Annotated in this window: 1 protein-coding gene; it reads right to left on the bottom strand. The window is 69.4% G+C overall.

The genetic code is table 11. The features are described from left to right. Positions 1–3 precede the first annotated feature (3 nt). Positions 4–1,227 (bottom strand): IclR family transcriptional regulator domain-containing protein (locus ACZ5ID_RS37050; RefSeq protein ID WP_468907222.1); only part of this gene is annotated, 1,224 nt, incomplete at its 5' end.

Genomic DNA, 1,227 nt, shown 5'->3' on the forward strand with positions numbered 1-1,227 from the left:
ACGTCAAAACTGGGCGGCGTTGGGGCCGTGGCGGTCGAGGGCGTCAAAGAGTAACCGCGGGTTGGTGATGGTGCGGTCGGTCAGCGGCACGGGCGCGTAGCGGGCGAGGTGTTCCATCCGGGCGGTGAAGTCGAGGTCGGCCAGGAGGGCTTTGCCCACCGCGCTGGCATGACCGGCTGCAGGGAAGGGCGCCTTGAGCCGTACCGGGGGAGCGGTGGTGCTGTGAGAGGACTGCAGGACGTCGATCTCACCGTCGGTGTATTTGGCCAGATAAACCGCGGCGCCGATCTGATCACGCAGCCCGTCGAGAACCTGCTGCATCAGCTGCTCATGATGGTCGGTGCGGGCGGCCATCTCCAGGACGGGCCCGGCGAAGTGGGCGCCGCTGACGGTTTTGATGAAGAACTGGGCGCGCAGCCAATGCAGGAGCCAGGACGTGTCGGCCATGCTGATGCCGGTGCGCCGGGCGAGGTCGCGCGTGGTGATGCCGCCGGCTGTCTGGATGTGCAGGACGAGTTCGAGGGCCCGGTAGGCGGCTGCCTGCTGAGCAGGCGCCTGCGCCGGCAGTGTCTTGGTCCGGGTCATATCGGTCAGGACCGCCGGGCGCAGCGCGTTCGCCGACCACCACGGCTCCCGCCCGCTGCGGCCGTCGCCTGCGGTCTCGGCAGGCAGAGCGTCTGAGCGGGCAGCGGCTTCGGCGCCGGCTGCCGCGGCTGCCAGATAGGGGGCAGGGCTGCTCAGGGGCAGGATCAGAGGAACTGCTCGATCAGTTTCGTCATCGTCCAGTGCCCGCAGGCGCGTCTGCCGTTGAACCGAGGGAGCCTCGGTGGGGGAAGGCGCGGGCTGGCCTGCAGTTGGGAGCACCGGGGGTGGCACGAGCACGAGCCGCACACCGCCGCCCGGCGTCACTCCCTCCACGTCTTCGGGTGTGAGCATCTCTTCGCTGACGCCGAGTCCTTGACGGATCTCGTCGAAGAAAAGATGGTCCTGGATTTGCGCGGGCGGGTCGTCGGGGAAGGGCCGGCGGTGGGCGGTGGCGGCCAGCAGGCGGCGGGCGTCACCGTGACCGTGCCGGGCTGCTTCGGCGATGAAGAACCGTACGTCTTCCCTGCGGTCCCAGTCCGCGCGCATGGCCACTAAAGCCAGACGGAACAAAGCGCCGGGGTGGCCGGCTTCAGCGGCGGGGCCCAGCCATTGCGCGGCGCGCAGCAGTTCCCCCTTCATGAG

This window comes from Streptomyces sp. NPDC031670, assembly GCF_055580545.1.